The organism is Streptomyces sp. HUAS YS2 (genome assembly GCF_033343995.1).
GTDB classification, from domain to species: Bacteria; Actinomycetota; Actinomycetes; order Streptomycetales; family Streptomycetaceae; genus Streptomyces; species Streptomyces solicathayae.
Genome location: NZ_CP137573.1, coordinates 5,987,642 through 6,010,829, shown reverse-complemented (window position 1 = coordinate 6,010,829; position 23,188 = coordinate 5,987,642). Strand labels below are relative to the sequence as shown.

Sequence of the window (23,188 nt, the reverse complement as noted above, 5' to 3'; positions counted from 1 at the left end):
ATGAGCGAGTTCGCCGTGGGTGACACGGACTTTCTGCTGGACGGGCGGCCGGTGCGGTTGCTGTCGGGGGCGCTGCACTACTTCCGGGTGCACGAGGGCCAGTGGGAGCACCGGTTGGGGATGCTCCGCGCGATGGGGCTCAACTGCGTGGAGACGTACGTGCCGTGGAACCTGTACGAGCCGGAGCCCGGCCGGTACGGGGACGTGGACGCGCTCGGCAGGTTCCTGGACGCGGTGGAGCGGGCCGGACTGTGGGCGATCGTGCGGCCGGGGCCGTACATCTGCGCGGAGTGGGAGAACGGCGGGCTGCCGCACTGGCTGACCGGGCCGCTGGGGCGGCGGGTGCGGACGGACGATCCGGAGTTCGTGGGGCCCGTGGAGGGCTGGTTCCGGCGGCTGCTGCCGCAGGTGGTGGAGCGGCAGGTCGACCGGGGCGGTCCGGTGGTGATGGTGCAGGTGGAGAACGAGTACGGCAGCTACGGCACCGACCGGGGGTATCTGCGGCGTCTCGCGGACCTGCTGGCGCAGTGCGGGGTGACGGTGCCGCTGTTCACCTCGGACGGGCCAGAGGACCACATGCTGTCGGGGGGTTCGGTGCCGGGGGTGCTGGCGACGGCGAACTTCGGCTCGGGCGCGCGGGAGGCGTTCGCGGCGCTGCGCCGCCACCAGCCGCGCGGGCCGCTGATGTGCATGGAGTTCTGGTGCGGCTGGTTCGACCACTGGGGCACGGAGCACGCGGTGCGGGACGCGGCGGACGCGGCCGGGGCGCTGCGGGAGATCCTGGAGTGCGGGGCGTCGGTGAACGTCTTCATGGCGCACGGCGGGACGAGCTTCGGCGGCTGGGCGGGGGCGAACCGGGACGGTGAGCTGCACGAGGGGGCGCTGCGGGCGACGGTGACCTCGTACGACTACGACGCGCCGATCGACGAGCGGGGGCGGCCGACGGAGAAGTTCTGGCGGTTCCGCGAGGTGCTCGCGGCGTACGCGGACGGACCGTTGCCCGAGGTGCCGGAGCCGCCGGCGCGGCTGGGTGCGCCGGTGTCGGCGGTGCCGGCCGGGTGGGCCGCGGCGGCGGAGGTGCTGGAGGTGCTGGGCGACGAGGAGCGGGTGGCGCCGCTGCCGCTGTCGTTCGAGGAGCTGGGCGTGGACCGGGGCCTGGTGCGCTACCGGGTGGAGGTGCCGGGGCCGCGGCAGCCGTACGCGCTGGCGGTGGCGGGGCTGCGGGACCGGGCGGTGGTGTACGTGGACGGGGTCCGGGCGGGGGTGCTCGACGAGGAGGACGCGGTGCTGCCGGAGCCGGTGGCCGGGCCCGCGGTGGTGGAGCTGTGGGTGGAGTCGCTGGGCCGGGTCAACTACGGGCCGCGGCAGGCGGAGCCGAAGGGGATCGCGGGCGGGCTGCGGCACGAGCGGCAGTACCTGCACGGGGTGCGGGCGCGGGGGCTGCGGCTCGACGCGTTCACGGCGGAGGCGGTCGGGAAGGTGCCGTTCGCGGAGCTGGAGCCGGAGCCGGGGCGTGGGCCGGGGCCCGGTGGCGGCGTCGGCGGCGGGCCGGGGCTGTACCGGGTGGTGCTGGACGTCGCGGGTGCCGGTGACGCGGCGCTCGCGCTGCCGGGGTGGGGCCGCGGGTTCGCGTGGGTGAACGGCTTCTGCCTGGGGCGGTACTGGTCGGTGGGCCCGCAGGAGTCGCTGTTCGTGCCCGGGCCGGTGCTGCGGGAGGGCCCGAACGAGGTGTGGGTGCTGGAGCTGGAGGGCCCGGCGGGCGAGCGGGTGGAGCTGGCGTGAACGGCCCGGGGGCGGGCCGTCGGCCCGCCCCCGGGAAGTGCGTCGTGTTACAGGCTCGCCGCCGCCGACTTGATGGCGGAGGCGAAGGTGGAGACCTCGGTGTAGACACCGGGGTACCCGGCCCGGGCGCAGCCGTAGCCCCAGCTCACGATGCCGACCTGGGTCCAGGCGCCTGCGTTGTCGCGGCGGAACATGGGGCCGCCGGAGTCGCCCTGACAGGTGTCGACGCCGCCCTCGTTGTAGCCGGCGCAGATCTCCTCGCCGGCGACGAGCTCGCTGTAGGCGCTCTTGCACTCGGCGTCGGAGACGAACGGCACGGTGGCCTTGCGCAGGTACCGCTGCTGGCTGCCGCCCTCGCGGGTGGCGCCCCAGCCGGCGACCGTGAACGTGCCGCTGTTGTACGCGGTCGTCTCGGCGATCTTGAGGTTGGGCAGTGAGGTGATCGGCGAGGCGAGCTTGATCAGGGCCCAGTCCTTGCCCGTCCCGTTGTAGCCGGGGGCCTGGTAGACCTTGGTCGACTTGACCTTGATCGCGCTGCTGCTCTGCAGGTCGACGACGCCCGCGGTCGCGGTGATGCTCGTGTTGTTGCCGGAGCCGCTCACGCAGTGCGCGGCGGTGAGGACGACCTGCGGGGTGATCAGCGAGCCGCCGCAGCCCATGGAGAGCCGGACCATCCAGGGGAACTCGCCCTGGGCGGCGCGGGTGCCGCCGACGACCGGCATGGTCCCGGCGGTGGCGGTGGAGGTGGGCTGGAGGCTGACCGCGGCGAGGACGACGGCGCCGGCCGCGACCGCTCTCTGCAGGAAACGCACCAGTGTGTTCTTCAACTGACTGCCTTTCGTGGGGGGTTGTTCCAGACGCGCGCCTCAACGACATGGCATGAGCCCGTCAAGGCGCGGTCCGATTGTCGGGACCGGCGTACGGGGCTCACAAGACCGCCTTTTCGGCCACGAGGACGTGCGGGGGCGCACGTAGAGTTGAGGGTGCGTGGACACGCGGAGGGGGTACCGATCGTGGCGAACGGTAGCGAAGTCGTACACGGTTTCCCGCACCTCGACACGGTGCACCGCGCGATCACCGCGCTCTACCGGCGCCTGTCGGCCGACGGTGTACTGACCTACACGGCCAGCGTCGCCCCCGCGGACATCGCCCTCGGCGACGACGAGGACCTCCACCTCGGGGCCCAACGGGTGGCAAGGACGCTGGTGCGGCACCTGCGGCTGCCGGAGGCGCGGATGGTCGTGAGCTTCCGGGAGATGGAGCACGCGGCGGCCGTCGAACTGGAGGCGGGCCCGGAGTACTTCGTCGAGCTCAACGACCGCTTCCGGCGGCACCGCCGGGACATCGGCGCGGCGCTCGCCCACGAGATCACCCATGTGCTGCTGCACCGGCTCGACCTCGGCTTCCCCGGCCACCGGGACAACGAGCTGCTCACCGACACGGTGACGACGTACCTCGGCGCGGGCTGGCTGTTGCTCGACGCGTTCCGCGAGGACGGGATGTCGAGCCAGAAGCTCGGCTATCTGACGCCGGAGGAGTTCGGGTACGTACTGGCACTGCGGGCCCTGGTCTTCGACGAGGACCCCTCCCCCTGGTTCACCAGCCCGCAGGCGTACGAGGCGTACGGGCGGGGCCGCGAGCGGGCGCTGCGCGAGGCGCGCAGGCCGCCGCTGGCCGGGGCGGGCTGGGCGCGCCGGCACCGGTACGTGAAGGAGCGCCGGCTCGGGCGGGCGGGGCCGGACGCGCCGTACGCCTTCGAGGGCGCGGGGGGCTCGCTGCGGGTCTCGTTCCCCTGCCCGACCTGCCATCAGCGGATCCGCGTGCCGGCGACGGGGCGGCGGATCCGGGCGCGGTGCGGGCTCTGCGGGACGGTCCTGGACTGCGAGCCGTAACGCGGGTCCGTCGCGCGGATTTGGCGCCGGGGGGCTTTGCGGGGGATGGTCGGTGTATGGACGATCTGTTCGAGGCGGTGCACGCGGGGGACGACGACGCCCTCGTCCGGCTGCTGCGCGCGGGAGCCTCCGCCGAGACGGCCGACGAGGACGGCGGGACCCTCCTCTATCTGGCGTCGGTGGCGAACCGTCCGGGCGCGGTCCGGAGCCTACTGGCCGCGGGGGCCGACCCGGAGCGCGGCAGCGGGCCGGACGCCGCGGACCTGCCGCTGTGCGGGGCGGCGTGCGGCGGGCACACCGAGGTGGTGCGGGCGCTCCTCGCGGCGGGCGCGCTGGCCGACCGGCAGGAGGAGTTCGGCTTCACGGCGATGGCGTGGGCGGTCCGGCAGGGCCACACGGACACCGTCCAGGCCCTCCTGGAGCACGGCGCGGACCCGTACCTGCCGGGGCCGGACGGGCTGCCGCCGCTGATCGCGGCGGCCCGCCGCGGCTCGGCGGGCTGCGTGCGGGCGCTGCTCGGCTTCGGCGCGGGGCCGGTGGAGGACGCGCTGCGCGAGGCGCGGGGATGGCTCGGCGCGGACGTCGAGGCGGGGCTGCTGCGGTCGCTGACGGAGACGTACGGGACGGAGTACGAACCGGTCGTACGACGGATCCCGGAGGACGGGGGGATCACGGTCGTGGTCGAGCTGCTGCGGGAGGACGGCACGCCGGGGCCGGGCAACGAGCAGCAGACCGGGCACGCGGCGATCGTCACGCTCCTGGAGGGCGAGCTGGGGCTGCGGACGTCGTTCGAGGAGCTGGCGGAGCGGGCGCTGCGCTGCGGGGACCCCGAGCTGGACGACTGGACGGAGTCGGTGGCGGCGCTGTGGCGGCGCGGCGACGAGGAGACGTTCCGGGCGGCGGCCGCGTACTGCGGGGCGGCCGGGGACGAGCTGCGGCAGGCGTTCGGGGCGAGCGTGCTGGGCCAGTTGCGGGAGTTCGCGCCGCGGTCGCTGCCGCTGCTGCGGGAGCTGTCCCGGGAGGCACGGGACGGTGCGCTGGTGGAGGCGGTGGTGGCGGGGCTCGGCCAGTTCGGGGACCCGGCCGCGCTGCCGGAGATCCTGCGGCACGCGGGCCATCCGGACCCGGAGGTGCGCCGCCGGGTCGCGGTGGCGGTGACCGGCCTGGTGCCGGAGGGCGACGCCCGCGCGGTGGACGCGCTGGTGGCGCTGAGCCGCGACGCGGACTCGGGGGTACGGGACTGGGCGACGCTCGCGCTCGCGGAGGTGCCGGGGGACGCGGCGGCGGTCCGCGAGGCGCTCGCGGCGCGCCTCGCGGACCCCGATCAGGACACGGCGGCGGAGGCCGCCCGGGGCCTGGCGATCCGCCAGGACCCCCGAGCGGTAGACACCCTGGTCCGGCTCCTTTCGACCGAACCCCCGGAGAGCGCCGCCCGCGACACGGCCCTGGCGGCCCTGGAATTCATCCAGGACCCGCGCCTGCGCACCCGCCTGGAGTGGACCACGCCGAGGTGACGGCGTGCGTCAGCCGGCGGCCTCGGCGTCGCGTTCCTCCGCCATCGTGTTCACCGCGGCCCACGCGAAGGCCATCGCCGGGCCGATCGTGGCGCCCGGGCCCGGGTACGTCTCGCCCATGACGGCCGCCGAGCAGTTGCCGGCGGCGTACAGGCCGGGGATCGGGGTGCCGTCCTCGCGGAGGACTCGGGCGTCCGGGTCGGTGACCAGGCCACCCTTGGTGCCGATGTCGCCGGGGTGGACCGGGATCGCGTAGAACGGGCCCTTGTCGAGCGGGGCGAGGTTCGGGTTCTTGAGCGTCGGGTCGCCGTAGTAGCGGTCGTAGACCGAGTCGCCGCGGCCGAAGTCCTCGTCCCTGCCCGCCTCGGCGAAGCCGTTGAAGCGGGAGATCGCCGCCTCCAGGCCCGGGGCGTCGATACGGCGGGACAGGTCCGCGAGCGTGTCCGCCTCGACCACGAAGTCCTTCCAGCCCTTCGGGAACGGCTGCCCGGGGAACAGGCCCGCGAAGATGTAGCGGGCCTTCGAGCGGGCGTCGAGGATCAGCCAGGACGGAACGGTCGTCGCCTCCGGCCGGTCGCAGGCGTACATCCGGTCCACGAACTCGTGGTACGGCGCCGCCTCGTTGGCGTACCGCTCCCCCGCCGCGTTCACGATCACCATGCCGGGGATGCCCCGGTCGGCGACCAGGAAGAACGGCTTCTCGCCGGGCGGGCAGACCGACGGCGCGCCCCACACCTTGTCGAGCAGGTCGGTCGCCGCGCCCAGTTCCTCGCCGAGCCGCAGCGCGTCGCCGGTCTGGCCCTCGGAGGCGTGCGTCCAGGCGGTGGAGGTGGGCGCGGGCAGGTGCTTCTCGCGCAGCTCCTGGTCGTGCGAGAAGCCGCCGGAGGCGAGGACGACGCCGCTCCTGGCCCGTACGGTCCGGCCGTCATCGAGCCGTACTCCGGTGACCCGGCCGTCCTCCGTCAGCAGTTCCGCCACCGGCGCCGACAGCCACAGGTCGCCGCCGAGCCGGTCCAGCGAGTACCGCATCCGTGCGATCAGCGCCTCGCCGAGCGAGAGCAGCTTGCGCCGGCCGGCGAGCGCCCCGACGGCCCGCAGGCCGACCCGCAGCGCCCGCCGCTTCCCGGCCCAGGTGCGGCCGACCATGTTGAGGAACCGGAAGTCGTACGACGTCATGGTCAGCCCGTACGTGGGCAGTCCGGCCCGGCGCATCGTGGCCGCGTGCGGGCCGAGCCGCTTGAGGTCCATGATCTGGGGTTCGATGGAGCGGCCCTGCGCCATGCCGCCGAGCGCCTCGGGGAAGTAGTCCGAGTAGCCCGGGGTGTACATGAAGCGGACCTCGGTGCGCTCGTGGAACTCCCGGACCATGCGCGGCCCGTGGCGCAGATACGCGTCCTTGCGCTCCGCCGGAACCCGGTCGCCGACGGTCGCGTCGAGGTAGGCGCGGGCCTTCTCGTACGTGTCGCCGAGTCCGGCCGCGTCGAGGTGCAGGTTGCCGGGGACCCAGATCGCGCCGCCGGACAGGGCGGAGGAGCCGCCGTACCGGTCGGTCTTCTCGACGACCAGGGCGGTCAGTCCGCGCAGCCGCGCGGTGATCGCGGCGGCGAATCCGGCGGCGCCGGAGCCGACGACCACGACGTCGTAGTCGTGTTCGGTCACGTGCTCGGTCACGAGAAGACCCCCGTTGCGTAGTCGCTGCGGTAGAAGACCAGCGGCGTGCCGTCCTCGCGGGCGTCGAGGGCGTGCACCCTGGCCGTGACGACGAGGTGGTCGCCGGCCTCGTGGACGGCGTGGACCGCGCAGTCGAGGGTGGCGAGGGCGCCGTCGATGTGGACGGCGCCGTCCTCGGTGGCCGTCCAGTCGAGGCCGTCGAACTTGCCGGGCCCGGGGCGGCCGAGCGCCGCACAGACCTCACGCTGGTCCTCGGCGAGGATCGAGACCCCGAACCGGCCGACGCGCTCGACCTTCGGCCAGCTGGTGGAGTTCTTCCCGACGCAGAGCAGGACGAGCGGCGGGGCGAGGGAGAGCGAGGCGAAGGACTGCACGGCCAGGCCCGCAGGCCGGCCGTCCTCGCCGGCGGCGGCGACGACCGTCACGCCGCTGGCGAAGTGGCCCAGGACGTGCTTCATCTGACGATCGGTCAGCCGTTCCACTGGTGGCCCCACAGGCTGTCGGAGGTGATCTCCTTCGTGGTCCAGGTGGCCGGGTCGACGATCAGCCCGTCCCAGCCGTACTCGACCTGGAAGCCGCCGGGGCCCTGGGCGTAGAACGAGACCATGTGGTCGTTGGAGTGCCGGCCGAGCGTGGAGGCGATCGGGATGCCGGCCGCGTTCATCCGGTCCAGGCAGTAGCCGACGGCGTCGAGGGAGTCCGTCTCGACCATGAAGTGGACGATGCCGGGCGGCAGGGCGCCGGGGTAGAGGCCGACGCTGTGGTGGCGGGCGTTGGGGCTGAGGAAGTTCATCCAGTAGAAGTCGTGGCCGGGCGCGCCGGTGGGCACGGCGACCGGCGGCAGCTTCATCCGGTCGCGGAGCTGGAAGCCGAGCAGGTGCTCGTAGAAGGAGACGGCGGCCTCCATGTCCGGGGCGGGCAGGACGACGTGGCCGAGGCCGAGGTGGTCGCCGGTGACGAAGCGGTTGCCGTACGGGGTGCCGAGCGGGGTGTGGTCCTGGGCCTGGCCCCAGTAGATCTCCAGGGGGTTGCCGGCAGGGTCCTCGACATGGACGAGGCCCTGGACGCGGCGCTCGGCGAGGGTGGCCTCGTCGGCGTGCTTCACGGGGAAGCCGTGGGCCTCCAGTTCCTCGGCGGCCTCGGTCAGGGCGCGGGCGTTCGGCACCTCGAAGCCGGCCGCGAGAAGCCGGTCGGTCTCGCCGGCGACGAAGGAGAAACGGCGGATCCGGTCGTCGATGCGGGCGTGCAGGACGGTGTCGTCCGAGCCCTCGCCCTCGACCATGCCGAGGATGTCGAGGGCGTAGGTGCGCCAGTCGGCGAGCTTGGCGGTCTCGATGCGGAGGTAGCCGAGCGAGCGGATGTCCATGGCGGGGGTCCTCAGTTCAGGTCGGTTCGCGCGGAAGGCGCGAGTCAGTGCGAGAAGAAGTCCAGGGCGAGGCGGTTGAACGCGTCGAACGCCTCGGTCTGCGCCCAGTGGCCGCAGTGCGGGAAGACGTGCAGCCGGGCGTCGGGGATGGCCTTGAGCGCGAGGAGCGCGCCGTCGAGCGGGTTGACGCGGTCCTCGCGACCCCACGTGAGCAGGGTGGGCCGGGTGATGCGGTGGGCCTCGCGCCAGAGCATGGTGTCCTGCTGCCAGGCCGGGTTGGCGAACGCCGCGCCCATCCGGGCGCTGCCGAGGCGGGCGTCCGGGTCGACGGCCTGGGTGTAGCGCTCCTCGACGAAGGCGTCGGTGACGATCGCCGGGTCGTACGCCATGGTCAGCAGGAACGCCCGCATGAGCTCCCGGGTGGGCTCGGGCGCGGAGTTGAAGGCGAAGAGCTGCTTGATGCCCGCGGTGGGGTCGGCCGAGAACAGGTTGACGGAGATCCCGCCGGGGCCCATCAGGAGCAGCTTGTCGACCAGGTGCTGATGGTCGAGGGCGATCCGGACGGCGGTGCCGCCGCCCAGCGAGTTGCCGATGAAGTGGGCCTTCTCGATGCCGAGTTCGCCGAGCAGGCCGGCAACCGCGGCGGCGCTGAAGGAGAAGTAGTCGCGGTCGAGTTCGGGCTTGTCGGAGCGGCCGAAGCAGGGCTGGTCGATCAGCAGGGTGCGGAAGTGCTCGGCGAAGACGGGCAGGTTGGCGCCGAAGTTGGACCAGGCGGAGGCGCCGGGGCCGCCGCCGTGCAGCATGATCACGACGGGGGCGTCGGCCGGGCCCGCCTCGTGGTAGTGGAGGGTGAGGCCGGCGGCGGTCTTGGCGGTGCGGGAGGTGTTCGCGTAGTCGAGGCTCATCACAGCATCGTGTCCTGGATGTCGAGACCGAGCACCGCCTGGCCGTAGAGCGCGAGGGCTCGTTCCGGGTCGTTGGCGGCGTGACCGCGGCCGGTGTGCACGTCGCGCCAGGCGCGCTGGACGGGGTTGGGGCCGGTGCGCATCGCGCTGCCGCCGGCGTTCTCCATCAGCAGGTCGACGGCGGCGACGGCCCGTTCGGTGGCCAGCACCTGGTCGCGCCGGGTCCGGGCGCGCAGCGCCATCGGGAGCGGCTCGCCGCGACCGGCCAGTTCGTACAACTCACCGATGTTCCGGGTGAGCTGGAGCCAGGCGGCGTCGATGTCGCTCGCGGCGCGGGCGATCCGTACCTGCGCGAAGGGGTCCTGGGCGACCTGCTGGCCGTACGAGACGCGGAACCGCTCGCGGGTGGCGGCGGCGTACGCCTCGTGGGCGCCCTCGGCGATGCTGACGATCGGGGTGGAGATGGTGGTGGTGAACACCGAGGCGTACGGGAGGCGGTACAGCGGCTCGGGGTTGACCTGCTGGCCGGGCGTGTCGAGCGCGGTGACCGGTCCGAAGCTGAGCGCCCGGTGCTCGGGCACGAACACGCCTTCACAGACGATGTCGTTGGAGCCGGAGCCGCGCAGGCCGACGGTGTCCCAGACATCGTCGATCCGGTACTCGGCGCGCGGCACGAGGAAGGTGCGCATGTCGACGGGCCGGCCGTCGGCGTCGGTGACCAGTCCGCCGAGCAGCGCCCAGTCGGTGTGGTCGCAGCCGGAGGAGAAGTGCCAGCGGCCGTCGAGGACGAAGCCGCCGTCGACGGGGGTGACCTTGCCGGTCGGCGCGTACGAGGAGCAGATCCGGGCGGCCGGGTCGGCGCCCCACACCTCCTCCTGGGCCTTCGCCTCGTACAGGGCGACGTGCCAGGGGTGGACGCCGACGACGGAGGCGACCCAGCCGGTGGAGCCGCAGGCCTTCGCGATCTCCTTGACGGCGGTGTAGAACACGGCGGGGTCGGCGGCGAATCCGCCGTAGGCGCGCGGCTGGAGCAGCTGGAAGAAGCCGGTCCCGGCGAGGTCCTCGATGGATGCCTCGGGGACCTTTCGGGCGGCCTCGGCCTCGGCGGCCCGCTCGCGCAGGACCGGGGCGAGGGCCCGGACGGCCTCGAGGACGGCTCCGGTGGCGTCGCTCATCGCGTGTCCTCTCTACTTCGAAAGGGGAGTGGAAGTGGCTGGACCGTACGCCCGAGGTGTTCCGGACCGACATACGGGGTTCCCGCTGAGCGGGAACCCGTCGGACCGGGCGTGGGTCCGGGGGACGGGTCGGCGGACGGTTCGGCGGACGGTTCGGCGGACGGTGAAGATGACACATCTTCAGGTGTTTCTATTAGAAATAAGTGGCGCAGGTGTCTTCCCGCCGGCCGGGCGGGCGTGGCAGGGTCTGCGAAACGTCACGGAAACACGTCGCGATGGCGCGGCGGCGCTCTGTCACCTGGGGAGACGTCCATGACCGCTGAGCTCGTCGGCGTACCGGCACCCGCTACGGCAGCCCCGTCCCTCCTGGAGAAGGCGGCGCGGGTGCTGGCCGCCTTCGACGGGCCCGAGCCGCGTCTCTCGCTCACCGAGGTGATCCGCCGCTCCGGCCTCCCCCGCTCCTCCGCGCACCGCATCCTGGACCAGCTGGTCCAGCTGCGCTGGCTCGACCGGGAGGGCCGGGACTACCGCATGGGCATGCGGATGCTGGAGCTCGGCGCGCTCGCCGCGCACCACAACCGGCTGCGACAGGCCGCGCTCCCGCGCCTGCACGCGCTGCACGAGTCGACCGGCCACCTGGTGCACCTGTACGTGCTCGACGGCGCCGAGATCGTCTGCCTGGAACGGATCGGCGGTTCCGCCGACACCGCCGTCCCGTCCCGGGTCGGCGGGCGGATGCCCGCGCACTCCACGGCGGCCGGCAAGGCGCTGCTCGCCTTCGGGGACCCGGGGGTCGTCGAGTCGGTCCTGGCGGCGCGACTGCGGGCGCACACGCCCCGTACGGTCGTCCAGCCGGCGCAGCTCCGCTCGCGCCTGGCCGCGGTCCGGGACCGGGGCGTGGCCTTCGACGAGGAGGAGACCTTCCGCGGGGTGTCCTGCGTGGCGGCCCCGCTGCGCGGCGCGGGCCGGGCGATCGCCGCGGTGTCGGTGTCGGGCCGGGGCGCGCACCGCGAGCTCGAACGCCTCGCCCCCGCCGTGCGGGCCTGCGCCCGCGCCGTCTGGCAGGACCTGTTCGGCCCCACCCGCCCACCCCGCAGACCGACACCCACCGAGTCGCTCCCCGCCCCGGACATGTCGGAGCAGGAGATGGACACGATGATGGGCTGGCTGTGGACCAGCGAGTGGATGTAGCGAGCGCCGGGAAGGCGGCCTGAGCGGATCCCGGCCGGGGGCCGGGCCGGGGCCGAGCGCCGGGCCGAGGCCAAGGGCCGGGCCGGGGCCGAAGGCCGGGCCGGGGCTGGAGGCCGGGCCGGGCGCTGGAGGCCGGGCCGGGGCTGGAGGCCGGGGTCGGAGTCGGGGCCGGAGGCCATGGCCAGGGTCGGGGCCGCGGGGCCAGCCCCGATCGGAGCCGCAGCAGCGGCCCACCGCGCGCCGGCCGCAGGACGGCCGATCACCGGTCCGGAGCCACCGAAGCCGAACCGGCGCCGGCCGGCTCCCGCGCGTCGCCCGGGGGTTCCGACGTCCACCCCTCCGCTGCCCGCAGCACGGGCGACCACCGAGCCCGAGGCACCGAAGCCGAACCGGCACGGGCCGGCACCCGCTCGTCGCGGGGCGCTCTGCCGTCCGCCCCTCCGCCGGCCGCAGCACGGCCGACCACCGGGGCGGAGCAGGTGCCCGGGCCGCGCGTGCGTCGTCCGGGCGGTTCGGCGTCCGGCCGCTCACTCGTCGTACGTGACCTCGACGTGGTCGCTCAGTGGGACGGCCTGGCAGGCCAGGGTGTAGCCGTCTGCGAGGTCGGCGTCCGTCAGGACCTCGTTGCGCAGCAGCTTCACCTCTCCCGCGACGATCCGGCAGGTGCAGGCCGCGCAGGCGCCCTCGCGGCAGGAGTACGGCGCGTCGACGCCGGCCTTGAGGAGGGCGTCGAGGAGCGGGACGTCCCGACCGCCGGGGATCGCGTGGACGTCGCCGTCCAGGACGACCCGGGCCGTGTAGGCGGGCGCGTCCTCGGACGGCGTGTCGGCGGCTGCCGGCCGGTCGAAGACGTCGTCGGCGAGGGAGAAGTACCGCTCGCGGCGGACGGTGCGTCCGCCGGTGGCCCGTACCGCCGCCTCCGCCGCGTCCATCAGCGGGCCCGGCCCGCACAGGTAGGTGTCGCGGGCCGCGTACGGCGCGACGGTCGCGGTGAGCGCGTCGGCGGTGGGCAGGCCCTGCAGCGACTCCAGCCAGTGGATCAGCGTGAAGCGGCTCGGGTAGTCCTCGGCCAGCTCGCGCAGCTCGTCGCGGAAGATGACGGCCGGCTCGTCGCGGTTCGCGTACACGAGGGCCACCCGCGCCCGCCCCGCCGCCAGCGCCGACTTGGCAACCGACACCACCGGCGTGATGCCGCTGCCGCCCGCCACCAGGAGCAGGTCGCGGTCGAGGTCGGCGGGACCGAAGGTGCCGGCCGGCGGCAGCACCTCCAGCTCGTCGCCGACCGCCACCTCGTCGCACATCCAGCCCGACCCGACCCCGCCGGGCACCCGCTTGACGGTGATCCGCGGCGGCTCCCCGGTGTGCGGGGAGCTGGCCAGCGAGTAGCAGCGGGCGCCGCGGCCGGGAATCCGTACCGTCAGGAACTGACCGGGTCGGTACGGGAGTTCGGCGCCGCCGGCGTCGAGGACCAGCGAGACGGCGTCGGCGGTCTCGCGGACCGCCTCCACCACCCGGACCGTACGGCTACCAGGCACCCGTCACCTCCAGGTCGCCCGCCGCGACGGCGGCGTCGATGCTGTCGCGGAGCGCGGCGCAGACCCGGACCCGGGCCGACGGCTCGCCGGCCGCGACCCGCTCGGCGATGCTCGGGCAGACCGCCGCGGCCTCCTCCGTCCACTGCACGGCGGTGTGCGCGGGGCTGAACTTCTCGCACAGCACCTGGTTGCCGCAGGCCCCGCACTCCACGGCGCGCATCAGGCCTCCTGCTCCGGTGCCTCTGCCTGCTCCTGCGCCCGCCTGGCGATGTTCCCGGCGACCTCGGCGCGCCAGGCCTCGTTGGCCCGCGTCGTGTCGATCTCGAACTCGAAGCGGCGCACCATCTCGTCCTTGACGTCGGCGGTGTCGACGTAGAACTGCTCGTACCAGCGGCGGAGCTGGTAGACCGGCCCGTCCTCCTCGCTGAGGAGCGGGTTGTCGATCCGGGTCTTGTTCCGCCAGACCTCGATGTCCTGCTCGAAGCCGACGGCGAGGCCGGAGGTGAACAGCTTCGCGGCGTCGTCGGCCTGCTCGTCGGTCATGCCGGGCAGCTTGCGCACGGTCGTGCCGTAGAGCAGGACGAAGCTGTTCGCGTCCACCGGGTAGTGGCAGTTGATGAGGACGCTCTCCATCTCCACGCCGCCGCCGATGTCCGACCAGACCCGGTCGATCATGTAGGACGGGCCGTAGTAGGACGCGTCGGAGCGCAGCGGGGCGCTGAGGTTGCCGAGGTCCATGTCCTCGCGCGGCGTGGACTCCAGGTACTGGGTGGCGACATGGCCGTCGAAGACGTTCTTGAAGTACGTCGGGAACGCGTAGTGCACGTAGTAGAAGTGCGCCATGTCGACGATGTTGTCGACGATCTCGCGGCAGTGGGAGCCGTCCACGCGGGCGGCGTTCCAGGACCAGGCGGACCACTCGCCGCTCTCGAGACCCTCGATCTCGGGGATGGTGACCTCGGGCGGGGGCGGGTTGCCCTCGGGGTCGTGCCAGACGAAGAGCTGCCGGTTGCGCTCCAGGGTGGTCCAGGCGCGGGTGCGGGCGCGCGGTGGGACGCGCCGGGCGTACGGGATGCCGGCGCAGCGGCCGTCGCCGGACCAGCGCCAGTCGTGGAACGGGCAGGCGACCGCGTCGCCCTTGATCGTGCCGTGGGCGAGGTTGCCGCCCATGTGCGGGCAGTAGGCGTTGAGGACGTGGAGCATCCCGTCGTCCTCGCCCTGGAAGACGACGAGCTTGGTGCCGAACGCCTCGATCTCGTGCGGCTTCCCGTCCTTGAACTCCTCGGCGAGGCCGAGGCAGTGCCAGCCGCGGGCGAACCGGGTGGGCGGGGTGCCGGCGTCGATGACGCGGGGTCCTTCGTCGATGGCGGTCATCGCGCGTTCTCCTTCTCCTTCACGGCGCCCTGCTCCCTGACGAGTTCGAGGGCGATGTCGATGAGCTGGTCCTCCTGGCCGCCGACCAGGCGGCGTTCGCCGGCCCGGAGCAGGATCTCGGCGCCGGGGACGCCGTACCGCTCGGCCTGCCGGTAGGCGTGCTTGAGGAAGCTGGAGTAGACGCCGGCGTGGCCCATGAGCAGGGCGAGCCGGTCGAGCCGGCACTCCTCGTCCATGACGGGCCGGACGACGTCCTCGGCCGCGTCGATGATCTTCAGTACGTCGATGCCGGTGCGGATGCCCATCTTGTGGCAGACGGCGACGAGCGCCTCGACGGCGGTGTTGCCGGCGCCCGCGCCGAGGCGGCGGGTCGAGCCGTCGATCTGCAGGGCGCCCGCCTTGATGGCGGCGATCGAGTTGCCGGTGCCGAGGGCGAGGTTCTCGTGGCCGTGGAAGCCGACCTGGGCGTCGTCGCCGAGTTCGGCGACGAGGGCGGCGACCCGGTCGGCGGTCTCGTCCATGACCAGGGCGCCGGCGGAGTCGACGACGTACACGCACTGGCAGCCGGCGTCGGCCATGATCCGGCCCTGGCGGGCGAGGTTCTCGGGGGTGGTGGAGTGCGACATCATCAGGAAGCCGACGGTCTCCAGGCCCATCTCGCGGGCCAGCCCGAAGTGCTGGACGGAGATGTCGGCCTCGGTGCAGTGGGTGGCAATCCGGCAGATCTGCGCGCCGTTCGCGTGCGCGGCGCGGATGTCGTCCTTGACGCCGAGCCCGGGCAGCATCAGGAACGCGATCTTCGCCCGGCGGGCGGTCTCGACGGCGGCCTTGATCAGCTCCTGCTCGGGGGTGCGGGAGAAGCCGTAGGTGAAGGAGGAGCCGCCGAGCCCGTCGCCGTGGGTGACCTCGATGACGGGCACGCCCGCGTCGTCGAGCGCGGCGACGACGGAGCTGACGTCCTCGGCGGTGAACTGGTGGCGCTTGGCGTGCGAGCCGTCGCGGAGGGACGAGTCGGTGATCCGGATGTCGTACGTCATCGCTGGCCCCTCTTGGCGAACTCCTCGCCGACCTTGGTGGCGGCGGCGGTCATGATGTCGAGGTTTCCGGCGTACGGCGGGAGGTAGTCGCCCGCACCCTCGACCTCCAGGAAGATCGCGACCCGGGCCATGCCTCCGTTGGCGTCGGACGGGTCGTCGAACTGCGGCTCGGAGCGCAGCCGGTAGCCGGGCACGTACGCCGCGACGTCCTCGGCGACCTGCTTGACGGAGGCGGCGATCGCCTCCCGGTCGGCGTCCTCCGGGATCGCGCAGAACACGGTGTCGCGCATGATGACCGGCGGGTCGGCGGGGTTGAGGATGATGATCGCCTTGCCGCGTCCGGCGCCGCCGATGGTCTCGATGCCGCGGGAGGTGGTCCGGGTGAACTCGTCGATGTTGGCGCGGGTTCCGGGGCCGGCCGAGACGGAGGCGACGGACGCGACGATCTCGGCGTAGGCCACGGGGACGACGCGGGAGACGGCGTACACCATGGGGATGGTGGCCTGACCGCCGCAGGTGATCATGTTGACGTTGGCGGCGTCGAGATGCTCGGTCAGGTTGGCCGGCGGGACGACGGCGGGGCCGACGGCGGCCGGGGTGAGGTCGATCGCGGTGATGCCGAGTTCGGCGTAGCGCGGGGCGTTGGCGCGGTGCACGTACGCGGAGGTGGCCTCGAAGACGAGGTCGGGCAGCTCGGACCCGGCGAGGAGTCCGTCGACCCCGTCGGCGCGGGTCTCGAGGCCGAGCTTGCGGGCCCGGGCGAGCCCCTCGCTGTCCGGGTCGACGCCGACCATCCAGCGGGGCTCGATGTGCGGGGAGCGGAGCAGCTTGTACAGCAGGTCGGTTCCGATGTTGCCGGAGCCGACGACGGCGGCGGTGAGCGTGGTCATCGTGGCCTCACTGGAAGGAGAGGGAGACGGATCCGAGCCCGCGGAACTCGGCGGTGTACGTGGACCCGGCGACGACGTCGACGGCGCGGGTGCAGGACCCCGGCAGGACGAGGTGACCCTTCTTCAGCGGCACGTCGAAGCGGGCGACGGTACGGGCGAGCCAGGCGACGGCGACGGCGGGGTCGCCGAGGACGGCGTCCGAGCGGCCGTCGGCGACGGGCAGGCCGTCGCGGTGCAGCACGGCGTCGATGGCGGTGAGGTCCAGCTCTCGGGGATCGACGCCGTCTCCGGTGGCGAAGCCGGCGGAGGAGGCGTTGTCGGCGATGGTGTCGGCGATGCCGATGCGCCAGTCGGCGATCCGGCTGTCGATCAACTCCAGTGCGGGGACGACGCGTTCGGTGGCGGCAAGGACGTCGGCGACGGTGCAGTCGGCCCCCGGCAGGTCGTCGCCGAGCACGAACCCGACCTCGACCTCGACGCGCGGGGCGCAGTAGCGGGAGAGGTCGACGGGGGTGGACGGGTCGAGGGCCATGTCGTCCAGGAGGTGACCGTAGTCGGGCTCGTGGACGCCCATCATGCGCTGCATGACGGGCGAGGACAGGCCGACCTTGTGCCCGACGACACGGGCTCCGGCGGCGATCCGGGCGTCGATGTTGAGCAGCTGGATCCGGTACGCGTCCTCGACGTCGATCCCCGGACACCGCTCCGCCAACGGCGCCACGGGCACCCGCCCGAGCTCGGCCCGCGCCAGCAGTCCGGCGGCCTCGCGAAGCGCTTCAGGTGTGAGCATGCGGCGAGGCTAGGCGGGCGCCCCGGAGACGGGGGAGCCCGCATTCCCACTGTGCGGGAATGCGGGGAGGCGGGGCCGTGGAGGCCCCGGTTCGGGGGCGGAGCCCCCGGGGGCCTTGCCGTCAGGGGCGGGGTGCCCGGTGGGGAAGGGCCAGGGCGAGGAGCGCCGCCGCCGCGTACGAGGCGACGACCCACGGCATCGCGTCGTCCACCGAGCCCGCCGAGAAGAACGCCGTGCCGACCACCGCCGCCCCCAGCGCCCCGCCGAACTGCTGGGCCGTCGAGAAGATGCCGGACGCCCCGCCCGCCAGTTCGCTCGGCGCGGTCGACAGGACGATGTTCACCAGCGGCACCACCAGCAGCCCCAGTCCCGCTCCGGCGACGACCAGACCCGGCACCATCGGCCAGGCTCCCGTGTGCACCGCCGCCCCGCCGTCCATCGCCACCCACACCCAGCCGTAGCCGCCCGCCATCGCCACCGCGCCCGCGACCGGGACGATCCGGCCCAGCCGTTCCGCCAGCGGGTCCGCGGCCGGCGCGGTCAGGAATCCGCCGGCCGAGAACGCCAGCATCAGGACGCCCGCCTCCAGCGGCGCGTACCCCTGCCGGCCCTGCAGCCAGATCGCGTACACGAGGAAGAACCCCTGCATCCCGAGCGCGAACAGCAGTTGCACCGCCAGCCCGAGCGAGAACGCCCGGACCCGGAGGATCCGTGCCGGCAGCAGCGTCCCGCGCCGCGCCAGCGCGGCGATCGCGAGCAGCCCGGCGCCCATCAGCGCCCAGCCCCACGCCGGCCAGTCGTACTCGCGGCCCTGCACCAGCGGCAGCACGATCGCGACGAGACCGCCCGCGAGCACCAGGCTGCCGGGCACGTCGGGCCGCGCGGCGGACCGTTCGCGGGTCGCCGGTACGAGGACGACCGCGGCGGCCAGGGTCAGCATCGCGACGGGGACGTTCACGAGGAAGACGGCGCGCCACCCGAGCCCGAACAGGTCCGCGTCCGTGAGCAGTCCGCCGAGCAGCAGTCCGAGCGCCGAGGCGAAGCCGGCCACCGCCCCGTACAGTCCGAACACCTTCCCCCGTTCTCTGCCCTCCCGGAAGAGACTGTGGAACGAGCCGAGGACCTGGGGCATCAGGACCGCCGCGGCCACGCCCTGCACCGCGCGCGCCGCGATCAACTGTCCGGGCGTCTGCGCGACGCCGCACGCGAGGCTCGCGAGTCCGAAGCCGGCGGTCCCGGCGAGGAACATCGCCTTGCGGCCGTACCGGTCGCCGAGGTGTCCTGCGACGATCAGGGTCGCCGCGAAGCCGAGCAGGTACGCGGAGACCGTCCACTGCAGCGCGCTGTCCGACGCGCCGAGGTCCTGCCCGATGGAGGGCAGGGCGACGTTGACGATGGTGACGTCGACCAGGTCCATCAGCGCGGCGATCATCATCACGACGGCGGCGGCCCAGCGGCGCGGGTGGACGACTGCGACACCGCCCGCGCCGTGCGCGGTGGTGGTGCCGGTTGCTGCGCTCATGGCGTGACCCCTCTTTTATTTCGTTCGCCCTAACGAAATAAAAGCTGACACACGGGCACGCGTGATCGCAACCCTTTCGTTCTACCGAACGAAATATTTATGAGAAGCTGCCTCCATGAGCGAGCAGAACTCCCGCCGCGCCGAGGTGATCGCCGCCCTCACCGAGGCCGGCCGCGACTCGAGCGCCGCCTCCGTCGCCTTCCACACGGCGGTCGCGGCGAAGCAGGACCTGGGCGCCACCGAGACCAAGACGCTCGACCTGCTCGAGCGGCACGGCGCGCTCACGGCGAAGGAGCTGGCCGAGCACTCGGGCCTCGCGCCCGCCTCGGTGACCGGGCTCGTCGACCGGCTCGAACGCAAGGGCTTCGTGCGCAGGGTGAAGCACCCGACGGACAAGCGCCGGGTGCTCGTCGAACCGCGCCCCGAGAAACTCGCCGAGCTCGCCCCGCTCTTCGAGGACTGGGCCCGCGAAGTGTACGAACTCTACGAGGAGTTCACGACGGAGGAGCTGGAGACGGTCACCCGCTTCCTCACCGGCGCGACCGCGCGCCAGCGCGAGGCGGCGAAGCGCCTGGCCGAGTAGGGCCTGGGCTCGCCGCCTCGGCGGACCCGGGTGTGTCACCCCGGGGGTCGATCAGAAGTGCGGGTCGAGCTCCGAGCCGAAGGTGTACGTGGCCCGCGTCGCGGTGAACTTCGGGTCGTTGAGGTACGCCGGCTGGTAACCGGGCTGGTACAGGCTGGACTTCTGCTCGTAGGACCCGCTGTGGGGCTTGATGCAGTCGGTCCACGTGTAGGTGCCCGCGGCCAGGTAGAGATCGCGGGACGGCGTGCGGGCGGCCCCGAAGATCTGCGTCCACGTGTACCAACCGCTGGCCAGGTAGATGCTCCTGCTGGTGCACGCCTCGGCGTCGGTCTCGATCGGGTCGCCGTCCAGCCACACACTCCGCGTGTTGTACGCGTTCTCCGCCGCGCTCGCGGGCGCCCCCGCCAGCGTCACGACCGCCGTCGCCGCGGCCGCCACGGCCGCCACCTTGCCGAACAGTCCAGACATGCGATGTCTCCCCTTCGATGAATGGTCAACCCATCGGCACGCACGCCATGAGCAGCCGCCGCAACTCACGCTGTGGTGCTCTCTTCAGCGGAGAATCTAGGGCTGGGCGGCGCCCGGCAGTGTGCAGGGCGTGCTGGGTTTGTGTGCTCTAAGTGCCGTGAGTGGCACGGGAGTTCGCGCGGTGTTCGGACGGGGTGATGCCGTAGGCGGCGCGGAACGCCCGGCTGAACCCGGTGGCGCTGGAGAAGCCCCAGCGGGCCGCGATCGTCTGGACGGACCGACTCCTCGGATCCGCCGATGCGAGGTCGATCCGGGCGTGTTCGAGGCGGCTGTGGCGGATGTGTGCCGAGACGGTCAGGGGCTGGTCGCCGAAGAGGGCGTGGAGACGCCGCAGGGACATGTTGTGCCGGTCGGCGATCAGCTGCGGAGTCAGGCCGGGGTCGCCGAGATTGTTCTCGACGAAGCGGTGGATCCGGTGCAGTGTCTCCCGCGCTCGGGCCTCGACAGGCGCCAGACCGGGGTCACCGAGCCGGCGCGCGAGAAACGCGGTGGCCAGGTCGAGGGCGACGGTCCCCATCGCGCACAGTTCCTCCGGGCGGCAGTGCGGGCCGTGGGTGACCAGCGACTTCAGGAAGTCGGCGAGGACGGCCCCCGAGCCCGCGTCAGCGGCCAGGTTCTGCGCGAGGAGCTTGTCCACCCGGTCAGCGCTCAGCGTCAGGTCCTGACGGGGGATCCGCAGGAGGACCGACTCGATCCGCCCGCCGGTGCATGCCCCCTCGCTGGGCCGTGAGGTGTCGGTGAGCACGAGTCCCCCCGTGACCGCCGATTCGTTGCCCCGCTGAGAGATCACGAGAGCGCCCTGGGTGAGGAGCGCCAGCTGTACGTGCTCGGGATCGCCACGCCGGACGTGCGTCGCGGTGCGGCGCGAGTCCACCGGCGAGCAGGCCACAGCGGTCAGCCGCACCACCCCCAGATCCAGGTCCGTGATGCTCGCCCGGAAGGCGTCCGGATGCCGGGTGCTGAGCATGACGGGCATCACCTCGTCGTTCACCGTCTTGCAGAACCAATCGAAGCGCTCCTCGTCCGCCCCGACGTCATCCGACGCAACCAGCAGCCCCATGCGATCCCCCATGCGTTCCCCCGTGCCTCGCCCGTGACGGCGATTCAGTGTCAGGACGCATGCTGTCCCAGGCGGGCCCGGTCCGTTGCGGTGTTCGCCGACGAGCCGGCGAAAGGACGGGCCGAGGCAGCGCCCGAGCCCCTCCCGCTCGTACGGGCGACCGGGACGGTGTCCGGATTCTTGTGGGTTCCGCCAGTACGAACGGCCGTCCGGGTTTGGGCAGACTGCCGAACCAGAGGCCGCGGCATGCCCCGGGCTTCGGGGGGGCCGTGGTCCGGTACGTGACCAGCCACAGGGGAGGACGGCACGATGAGTGTGCAGCAGTACGACGAGATCGGCGAGGCGTACGAGGGCTTCAAGGCCCTCCCGTTGGAGCAGTACGCGGTGGTGCCCAGCTTCCTGGCGATGGTGGGGGACGTGCGGGGCAGGTCGGTCCTCGACCTGGCGTCCGGAACCGGGTTCTACAGCCGGGAGTTCCGGCGGCGCGGCGCCACCGAGGTGCTGGGCATCGACATCTCCGGCGAAATGGTCGCGGTGGCACAGCAGTTGGAGAAGAACGATCCGCTGGGTGTGCGCTACGAGGTGGGCGATGTGGCCGAACTGCGGTCCTTCGAGGAGCGTTTCGACATCGGCCTGGCGGTGCAGCTGCTCAGCTACGCGAGCGACGTCGCCACGACGGAGCGGATGTGCCGCAACGTGCACCGGAGCCTGAAGCCCGGCGCCGACTTCTTCGTGCTCAACCAGTCGCCCGACTTCCGCTTCGACGGGCCGACGCCGGAGAAGTACGGCTTCCTCAGCGAGCTCACCGGCGAGGAGGGCGAGACCGGGCCGCAGGTCCGGATCACGGCCCTGCTCGACCCGCCGGTCTCCTTCGTAGCCAACCGCCCGCGCCGCGAGGTCTACGAGGAGAGCCTGCGGGCTGCCGGGTTCACCGACCTGACCTGGGTCCCCCTGACGGTCTCGGAGGCGGGCCTGCGCGAGTTCGGCCCGGACTTCTGGGCGGACTTCCATACCAACCCACCCCTCGAAATGCTCCACTGCCGCGCCTGACGGCAGACGCGACGGGGGCGGGCGGGCGCCCGGCGCGGCGGGCCGGCGGCCCGCCCTGTCGTCCAGTGCCGGCGCCCGGCCCCGGCGCCCGAGGAACACGGACCCGACGCCCGGACCTGGCCCGAAGGCCGGCGCCCGGACCCGAAGCCCAGGGTCGGCACGCAGGCGCGACTGCTGAGGCACGACGTGAGGGGCCGCGGGAGGCGGCGCCCCGCCGAACGGCCGTCCTGGCAGTCGGCGCGGCAGACCGACGGCCGAGGCCGGCGCGAAGGCCGGCGCCCGGACCCGACGCCCAGGGTCGGCGCGCAAGCGCGACGTCCGGGCCCGGGGGCCGGCGCGACGGCCGGTGTCCGGACGCGGAGCGGCGGCTGGCGCCTGCCTCTCGGGCGCCGGCCCCAGCACCCGGTTCCCGACCCACGGCACCCGGCCCCGGCCGCCGCTCCGTCATGACGCCCCGTACACCGGCCTCGGGTCCCTCGAGTCGGCCAGGAGCTTCAGGGTCGTGTCGCCCGCCTCGGCCGGTGTCCACCGGCCGTCGCGGTTCGCGGTCGGGCCTGGCTGCCAGCCCTCCATGACCGTGATGCGGCCGCCCTCCGCCTCGAAGACGCGGCCCGTGACGCCCGCCGAGGCGGCCGAGCCCAGCCACACCACCAGCGGGGACACGTCCTCCGGCGCGCCCTCCAGGCCGCCGAAGACCTCCTCGGTCATGCGGGTCCGGGCCGCCGGGGCGATGGCGTTGACCTGCACCCCGTACCGGCCCATCTCCGCCGCCGCGACCAGCGTCAGGCCGACGATCCCGGCCTTCGCCGCCGCGTAGTTGCCCTGGCCGACGCTGCCGAGCAGCCCCGCCCCGGACGTCGTGTTGATCACCCGGGCCGTCACCTCGCGGCCCGCCTTCGACGCCGCCCGCCAGTGCGCGGCGGCGTGCTTGAGCGGCAGGAAGTGGCCCTTCACATGCACCCGCATGACCGCGTCCCAGTCGTCCTCGTCGAGGTTGACCAGCATCCGGTCGCGCAGGAAGCCCGCGTTGTTGACCAGGGTGTCGAGCCGGCCGAACTCGTCGATCGCGGTCTCCACCAGCGACGCCGCGCCCTCCCCCGTCGCGATGTCGCCGCCGTGCGCGACCGCCTCGCCGCCCGCCGCGCGGATCTCGTCGACGACCTGCGCCGCCGGACTGTCCGGCCCCGGCCGCCCGTCGAGCCCCACGCCCAGGTCGTTGACGACGACCTTCGCCCCCTCGGCGGCGAACGCCAGGGCGTGCGCCCTACCGAGCCCCCGTCCGGCGCCCGTCACGATCACGACCCGTCCGTCGCAGATTCCCAT

General features: G+C 73.4%; 22 protein-coding genes. 6 read left to right on the top strand and 16 right to left on the bottom strand.

The features are described from left to right. On the top strand, positions 1-1,782 hold the full coding sequence (locus R2D22_RS27850) for a glycoside hydrolase family 35 protein (RefSeq protein WP_318107437.1): 1,782 nt from the start codon (positions 1-3) through the stop codon (positions 1,780-1,782). A 47-nt stretch (positions 1,783-1,829) separates the two neighbouring features. Here R2D22_RS27850 and R2D22_RS27845 read toward each other — a convergent pair whose 3' ends face one another. Next, on the bottom strand, positions 1,830-2,597 hold the full coding sequence (locus tag R2D22_RS27845; RefSeq protein ID WP_318110017.1) for a S1 family peptidase: 768 nt from the start codon (positions 2,595-2,597) through the stop codon (positions 1,830-1,832). Positions 2,598-2,795: 198 nt separating this feature from the next. Here R2D22_RS27845 and R2D22_RS27840 point away from each other — a divergent pair, with 198 nt between their 5' ends. Together R2D22_RS27840 and R2D22_RS27835 are read left to right on the top strand one after the other, a co-directional pair. Continuing rightward, a complete protein-coding gene (locus R2D22_RS27840; RefSeq protein WP_318107436.1) occupies positions 2,796-3,674 on the top strand; it encodes a hypothetical protein in 879 nt (292 codons plus the stop codon). Positions 3,675-3,730: 56 nt separating this feature from the next. After that, the gene (locus R2D22_RS27835; RefSeq protein ID WP_318107435.1) at positions 3,731-5,188 is read left to right on the top strand and encodes a HEAT repeat domain-containing protein; all 1,458 of its coding nucleotides are present in this window, start codon (positions 3,731-3,733) and stop codon (positions 5,186-5,188) included. Positions 5,189-5,197: 9 nt separating this feature from the next. On the opposite strand, the gene R2D22_RS27830 is transcribed toward R2D22_RS27835, so the two are convergent. The 5 genes from R2D22_RS27830 to hsaA are packed head-to-tail and all read right to left on the bottom strand — an operon-like array spanning position 5,198 to position 10,305. Next, positions 5,198-6,859: an FAD-dependent oxidoreductase gene (locus tag R2D22_RS27830; protein ID WP_318107434.1), complete on the bottom strand. Its 1,662-nt coding sequence runs from the start codon at positions 6,857-6,859 to the stop codon at positions 5,198-5,200. After that, positions 6,856-7,317 (bottom strand): flavin reductase family protein, encoded by a 462-nt coding sequence (locus R2D22_RS27825; protein ID WP_318107433.1) that lies wholly within the window; start codon positions 7,315-7,317, stop codon positions 6,856-6,858. The genes R2D22_RS27830 and R2D22_RS27825 overlap by 4 nt, the downstream gene beginning before the upstream one ends. 11 nt (positions 7,318-7,328) lie before the next feature. After that, the gene (locus R2D22_RS27820) at positions 7,329-8,225 is read right to left on the bottom strand and encodes a VOC family protein (protein WP_318107432.1); all 897 of its coding nucleotides are present in this window, start codon (positions 8,223-8,225) and stop codon (positions 7,329-7,331) included. Between the two features lie 44 nt (positions 8,226-8,269). Then, entirely contained in the window at positions 8,270-9,130 is an 861-nt protein-coding gene (gene hsaD / locus R2D22_RS27815) for a 4,5:9,10-diseco-3-hydroxy-5,9,17-trioxoandrosta-1(10),2-diene-4-oate hydrolase (RefSeq protein ID WP_318107431.1), read from the bottom strand. Further along, positions 9,130-10,305 carry a 3-hydroxy-9,10-secoandrosta-1,3,5(10)-triene-9,17-dione monooxygenase oxygenase subunit gene (gene hsaA, locus R2D22_RS27810; protein ID WP_318107430.1) on the bottom strand — a complete coding sequence of 392 codons (1,176 nt, stop codon included), beginning with the start codon at positions 10,303-10,305 and terminating at the stop codon, positions 9,130-9,132. The genes hsaD and hsaA overlap by 1 nt, the downstream gene beginning before the upstream one ends. Before the next feature lie 312 nt (positions 10,306-10,617). On the opposite strand from hsaA, the gene R2D22_RS27805 reads away from it, so the two are divergent. Next, complete coding sequence (locus tag R2D22_RS27805) at positions 10,618-11,496, top strand: IclR family transcriptional regulator (RefSeq protein WP_318107429.1); 879 nt, start codon at positions 10,618-10,620, stop codon at positions 11,494-11,496. Between the two features lie 527 nt (positions 11,497-12,023). Here the strand turns inward: R2D22_RS27805 and R2D22_RS27800 are convergent. The 7 genes from R2D22_RS27800 to R2D22_RS27770 all read right to left on the bottom strand — a co-directional run bounded on the left by R2D22_RS27800 (position 12,024) and on the right by R2D22_RS27770 (position 18,644). Continuing rightward, complete coding sequence (locus R2D22_RS27800) at positions 12,024-13,031, bottom strand: ferredoxin--NADP reductase (RefSeq protein ID WP_318107428.1); 1,008 nt, start codon at positions 13,029-13,031, stop codon at positions 12,024-12,026. Next, entirely contained in the window at positions 13,021-13,251 is a 231-nt protein-coding gene (locus tag R2D22_RS27795) for a hypothetical protein (RefSeq protein ID WP_318107427.1), read from the bottom strand. Before R2D22_RS27795 ends, R2D22_RS27800 begins: the two co-directional genes overlap by 11 nt. Continuing rightward, positions 13,251-14,405 carry a 3-ketosteroid-9-alpha-monooxygenase, oxygenase component gene (locus R2D22_RS27790; protein WP_318107426.1) on the bottom strand — a complete coding sequence of 385 codons (1,155 nt, stop codon included), beginning with the start codon at positions 14,403-14,405 and terminating at the stop codon, positions 13,251-13,253. Before R2D22_RS27790 ends, R2D22_RS27795 begins: the two co-directional genes overlap by 1 nt. Further along, the gene (gene dmpG, locus R2D22_RS27785; RefSeq protein WP_318107425.1) at positions 14,402-15,442 is read right to left on the bottom strand and encodes a 4-hydroxy-2-oxovalerate aldolase; all 1,041 of its coding nucleotides are present in this window, start codon (positions 15,440-15,442) and stop codon (positions 14,402-14,404) included. The genes R2D22_RS27790 and dmpG overlap by 4 nt, the downstream gene beginning before the upstream one ends. After that, on the bottom strand, positions 15,439-16,332 hold the full coding sequence (locus tag R2D22_RS27780; protein ID WP_318107424.1) for an acetaldehyde dehydrogenase (acetylating): 894 nt from the start codon (positions 16,330-16,332) through the stop codon (positions 15,439-15,441). The genes dmpG and R2D22_RS27780 overlap by 4 nt, the downstream gene beginning before the upstream one ends. A gap of 7 nt (positions 16,333-16,339) precedes the next feature. Further along, complete coding sequence (locus tag R2D22_RS27775; protein WP_318107423.1) at positions 16,340-17,122, bottom strand: 2-keto-4-pentenoate hydratase; 783 nt, start codon at positions 17,120-17,122, stop codon at positions 16,340-16,342. 121 nt (positions 17,123-17,243) lie between these two features. Continuing rightward, entirely contained in the window at positions 17,244-18,644 is a 1,401-nt protein-coding gene (locus R2D22_RS27770; protein ID WP_318107422.1) for an MFS transporter, read from the bottom strand. 115 nt (positions 18,645-18,759) lie between these two features. Here R2D22_RS27770 and R2D22_RS27765 point away from each other — a divergent pair, with 115 nt between their 5' ends. Further along, positions 18,760-19,227, top strand: a complete 468-nt coding sequence (locus R2D22_RS27765; protein WP_318107421.1) for a MarR family transcriptional regulator — start codon at positions 18,760-18,762, stop codon at positions 19,225-19,227. A 51-nt stretch (positions 19,228-19,278) separates the two neighbouring features. On the opposite strand, the gene R2D22_RS27760 is transcribed toward R2D22_RS27765, so the two are convergent. Continuing rightward, complete coding sequence (locus R2D22_RS27760) at positions 19,279-19,695, bottom strand: hypothetical protein (RefSeq protein WP_318107420.1); 417 nt, start codon at positions 19,693-19,695, stop codon at positions 19,279-19,281. 148 nt (positions 19,696-19,843) lie between these two features. Then, positions 19,844-20,815: an AraC-like ligand-binding domain-containing protein gene (locus tag R2D22_RS27755; protein ID WP_318107419.1), complete on the bottom strand. Its 972-nt coding sequence runs from the start codon at positions 20,813-20,815 to the stop codon at positions 19,844-19,846. Between the two features lie 309 nt (positions 20,816-21,124). Between R2D22_RS27755 and R2D22_RS27750 the strand changes: the two genes are divergently transcribed. Then, complete coding sequence (locus R2D22_RS27750) at positions 21,125-21,865, top strand: class I SAM-dependent methyltransferase (protein ID WP_318107418.1); 741 nt, start codon at positions 21,125-21,127, stop codon at positions 21,863-21,865. 444 nt (positions 21,866-22,309) lie between these two features. On the opposite strand, the gene R2D22_RS27745 is transcribed toward R2D22_RS27750, so the two are convergent. Further along, the gene (locus R2D22_RS27745) at positions 22,310-23,188 is read right to left on the bottom strand and encodes an SDR family oxidoreductase (protein WP_318107417.1); all 879 of its coding nucleotides are present in this window, start codon (positions 23,186-23,188) and stop codon (positions 22,310-22,312) included.

What these genes read in the sequence shown, in the direction of transcription:
- R2D22_RS27850 (WP_318107437.1), top strand. Translation starts at nt 1, where the DNA reads ATGAGCGAGTTCGCCGTGGGTGACACGGACTTTCTGCTGGACGGGCGG.
- R2D22_RS27835 (WP_318107435.1), top strand. Translation starts at nt 3,731, where the DNA reads ATGGACGATCTGTTCGAGGCGGTGCACGCGGGGGACGACGACGCCCTC.
- R2D22_RS27825 (WP_318107433.1), bottom strand. Translation starts at nt 7,317, where the DNA reads ATGAAGCACGTCCTGGGCCACTTCGCCAGCGGCGTGACGGTCGTCGCC.
- R2D22_RS27820 (WP_318107432.1), bottom strand. Translation starts at nt 8,225, where the DNA reads ATGGACATCCGCTCGCTCGGCTACCTCCGCATCGAGACCGCCAAGCTC.
- hsaD (WP_318107431.1), bottom strand. Translation starts at nt 9,130, where the DNA reads ATGAGCCTCGACTACGCGAACACCTCCCGCACCGCCAAGACCGCCGCC.
- hsaA (WP_318107430.1), bottom strand. Translation starts at nt 10,305, where the DNA reads ATGAGCGACGCCACCGGAGCCGTCCTCGAGGCCGTCCGGGCCCTCGCC.
- R2D22_RS27805 (WP_318107429.1), top strand. Translation starts at nt 10,618, where the DNA reads ATGACCGCTGAGCTCGTCGGCGTACCGGCACCCGCTACGGCAGCCCCG.
- R2D22_RS27795 (WP_318107427.1), bottom strand. Translation starts at nt 13,251, where the DNA reads ATGCGCGCCGTGGAGTGCGGGGCCTGCGGCAACCAGGTGCTGTGCGAG.
- R2D22_RS27790 (WP_318107426.1), bottom strand. Translation starts at nt 14,405, where the DNA reads ATGACCGCCATCGACGAAGGACCCCGCGTCATCGACGCCGGCACCCCG.
- dmpG (WP_318107425.1), bottom strand. Translation starts at nt 15,442, where the DNA reads ATGACGTACGACATCCGGATCACCGACTCGTCCCTCCGCGACGGCTCG.
- R2D22_RS27780 (WP_318107424.1), bottom strand. Translation starts at nt 16,332, where the DNA reads ATGACCACGCTCACCGCCGCCGTCGTCGGCTCCGGCAACATCGGAACC.
- R2D22_RS27775 (WP_318107423.1), bottom strand. Translation starts at nt 17,122, where the DNA reads ATGCTCACACCTGAAGCGCTTCGCGAGGCCGCCGGACTGCTGGCGCGG.
- R2D22_RS27770 (WP_318107422.1), bottom strand. Translation starts at nt 18,644, where the DNA reads ATGAGCGCAGCAACCGGCACCACCACCGCGCACGGCGCGGGCGGTGTC.
- R2D22_RS27765 (WP_318107421.1), top strand. Translation starts at nt 18,760, where the DNA reads ATGAGCGAGCAGAACTCCCGCCGCGCCGAGGTGATCGCCGCCCTCACC.
- R2D22_RS27760 (WP_318107420.1), bottom strand. Translation starts at nt 19,695, where the DNA reads ATGTCTGGACTGTTCGGCAAGGTGGCGGCCGTGGCGGCCGCGGCGACG.
- R2D22_RS27755 (WP_318107419.1), bottom strand. Translation starts at nt 20,815, where the DNA reads ATGGGGCTGCTGGTTGCGTCGGATGACGTCGGGGCGGACGAGGAGCGC.
- R2D22_RS27750 (WP_318107418.1), top strand. Translation starts at nt 21,125, where the DNA reads ATGAGTGTGCAGCAGTACGACGAGATCGGCGAGGCGTACGAGGGCTTC.
- R2D22_RS27745 (WP_318107417.1), bottom strand. Translation starts at nt 23,188, where the DNA reads ATGGGAATCTGCGACGGACGGGTCGTGATCGTGACGGGCGCCGGACGG.